Origin of the sequence: Enterococcus dongliensis (genome assembly GCF_031927985.1) — a bacterium.
In the GTDB taxonomy this organism is placed as follows: domain Bacteria; phylum Bacillota; class Bacilli; order Lactobacillales; family Enterococcaceae; genus Enterococcus_A; species Enterococcus_A dongliensis.
In genome coordinates this window covers 1-3,048 of record NZ_JARPZC010000040.1, presented here as the reverse complement: position 1 = coordinate 3,048, position 3,048 = coordinate 1, and the positions used below count along the sequence as shown (strand labels likewise).

The 3,048-nt window shown below is 26.5% G+C and carries 2 protein-coding genes and 2 pseudogenes; all 4 read right to left on the bottom strand.

What is annotated here, in order from left to right; all coding sequences use genetic code 11:
* Window positions 1–198: 198 nt before the first annotated feature.
* Window positions 199–951: pseudogene (locus P7D84_RS13590) on the bottom strand (aminoglycoside 6-adenylyltransferase); the annotation flags it as partial.
* A 169-nt stretch (window positions 952–1,120) separates the two neighbouring features.
* A complete protein-coding gene (locus P7D84_RS13585; RefSeq protein ID WP_001028144.1) occupies window positions 1,121–2,560 on the bottom strand; it encodes a bifunctional aminoglycoside N-acetyltransferase AAC(6')-Ie/aminoglycoside O-phosphotransferase APH(2'')-Ia in 1,440 nt (479 codons plus the stop codon).
* Window positions 2,561–2,926, bottom strand: coding sequence for a GNAT family N-acetyltransferase (locus P7D84_RS13580; RefSeq protein ID WP_002303448.1), 366 nt, complete (start codon window positions 2,924–2,926; stop codon window positions 2,561–2,563).
* Window positions 2,927–2,971: 45 nt separating this feature from the next.
* A pseudogene (locus P7D84_RS13870) lies at window positions 2,972–3,048 on the bottom strand (aminoglycoside 6-adenylyltransferase); the annotation flags it as partial.

Genomic DNA, 3,048 nt, shown 5'->3' with positions numbered 1-3,048 from the left:
ACATAATCTACTTTATTTTGAAAATCCAATGATAGTACTTTTACAATTTTATCAAAAACGGTTTTATGTGTAAAAATAGTTAGTAAATCATATTTTCCAATTGAGTTACGAGGTAATATACCTCTAATTTCATTTATAACATCAGTACTTTCCATACATTTACACCCCTTGCTTATGGTTAATAATCTTTGCTAATCTTTAAAAATAGTCATTTTCAACATATTTTTTATACATGTCCACGGTATATCTTGTTATGTTCTTACCATACTCTGGATAATCAAACCCCAGTAGTTCTGCTACCTCTTTGGACACTTCCCTGAACAATTGGTGGCATATAAATAATGACTTCCAAATATTTTCATAGGAATCCATGCGATATGTAGATAATAATCTATTCCATAGATCTTCATCAATGTATTTGTTAATATACTTATAATTTTTCCCAACACTTAATGAAAATTCTGTCTTTATCCCAACCTTCCACGACATCATCCTAAGTAGTTCAAACCGTAGAATCTGGTTCAGATGATCGATTGCAAACAGTATCTCTTTGCGGCACAATCCTTTAATAACATAAGGTGTTACATTCCAAAATTCATTGCAGCAATCATCATACTCCCTTGCGCTTGGCTTTCTTACATGATAATCTATATCAGTCGGAACTATGTCCCTTTTAATTCTACAATCTTTATCAATTAGAACCTTTATTAATTTATCGCCCTTTAGGTAATTATCTAACTCTTCCAAGGGCAATAAGGTAAGATCAATTTTATTGTAATCATCAAATAGCATAAGATAGGAAAATCCCTTTTCTTCAGGTGGGAATAATTCCATATCCTCCGGCTTTTGCATCATTATTATATTCCCAAATTGATTAAGCCAGTCATCATTAGATATAAACGGTTCTATATCACTTACAAAATATGTAATATCATAATCCTGAAATTCATCTTATAGAACATATATCTTCTAATACATTATCTGTATTTTGATATTTAATAATCATTGAATTATTATTTGTTTTTTCTAAATCCATCTTTCCACTTCCTTTATTATTTTTCATTTTTTTAAACTATTTAATACTAATGTCTTTTATAATAGCTTTTCATATATTATATAATCAATCTTTATAAGTCCTTTTATAAATTTCTTTTCTACCATTTTCGATAAATTCCTGTTTAATATTTTTAATTCCATAAACAATAGTTTCAATAGGATAATATTCTTCAACTATATCTTGATATTCTTTTGCTTTCTCAATATCTATATTTCCATACATTCTTAATATATCTTCTCCAAAATTTGTTCCTATTTCTTCTTCACTATCTTCAAGTAAGTATATAAAATCACAATATTCATCTATAATTCCAGAATCTCCAAAATCAATTATTCCAGTTAATCTATTATTGCCATCTAACAATAGATGATTACAACTAAAATCATTATGGCATAAACACTTTTTACCCTCAAAAACTGTTGTTGCATTTAGTCTTTCCATAAAACTTTCTATATAATCTTTTTCTATATCAGTTAAATCATTATAAATAGTTTCACGCAACAATATATACTCTTCTAATACATTTTGTTTATTATCAATAGTACATTCACTAATATCTGTATAATCTAAACCGTGCATTTGTCTTAAAAAACTGGCAATATCTCGTTTTAACAAATTTTGTTCTTCTTCTGACATAGTAGAATAAATTTCTGGTGTTAAAAAAGTTCCTTTAATTTCTTTATAACCTAGTATAGATAATTCATCACTAATATACGAATATTCAATATTAGGAATTTTTACATTAGTTTCTAAATTTGTATTTAAAAAATTATATATTGCTTTTTCTTTTGCATAACCTTTTTTCTTATTAGTACTAAATTTTGTTTTAAAAATGTATTCATTATTAACTAAATATGCCACACTATCATAACCACTACCGATTATTTCAATACTATCTACTTTGAAATTATCAAAGTAATGCTCAATTAAATATTTCATTGCCTTAACATTTGTGGCATTATCATCATATCTATATTCCATTAAATAACAATCTTCTTTTTTGCCCTCGTGTAATTCATGTTCTGGCAAATCTTCAATAATTCTAAAACCAGATTTTTGGTATGCCCTTATTGCTCTTGGATTATTTTTATGAGGGTCTAAAATAACTGCATTAGCATTTCTTTCTTTTTTCAAAAATTCAAAAATCAATTTAATATATCTTGTACCAATTCCTTTACTCCAATAATTTGGCTCTCCTATAAATTGATCCATACCATAGACTATCTCATCAGTTTTTGGATAATGATAATCAGTATATAACTCATCATACATTTTATATATTTGTCCATATCCAATAGGAACATTGTTATATTCAATAATTACTCTAAAAACTTCATCTTCCCAAGGCTCTGTATAATGTTTTTTTAATGATTCTAATGTATATTTTTTATCTCTACCACCATAAAATTCTAATACTCTTTCATCAGTTAACCATTTTAACATCAAAGGAAAATCATCATCTATTAAAGTTCTTATACATATTTCATTTTCAACTATATTCATTTATTTATCACCTTTTTCATAATCATATACATATACTATTTCATCTTTATAATCATTTTTACCACCTAATTTTTCATATACATGGCAAGCTCTAGGATTACCTTTATCAGTTATTAAAAACATTTCAGAACAACCAATCTCTTTAGAATATTCCTTAATAAAAGATAATAATTTTGAACCATAACCTTTGTCTTGATAGTTAGGTAACATTCCTATTGAGTGTAAATAAAACATTGTTTTTCCATCAGGTCTTAAAAGTGTATAGCAATATGCAAATCCTATAATTTTATTATTTTCTTTAGCTATAAACCCAAATGAACTGGTATCATTAAGAAATCCTTTTAAATTATCAATATCAAAAACCATATTATCATCAATTAAAACTTCTTCCATAAACTCTAAATCATTTTTTTTAGGTATATTAATATTTGCGCGTGACCCCTCAAGGGTCACAATTCGAATACGTTCATCCTGTTCTGCTAAAGAAA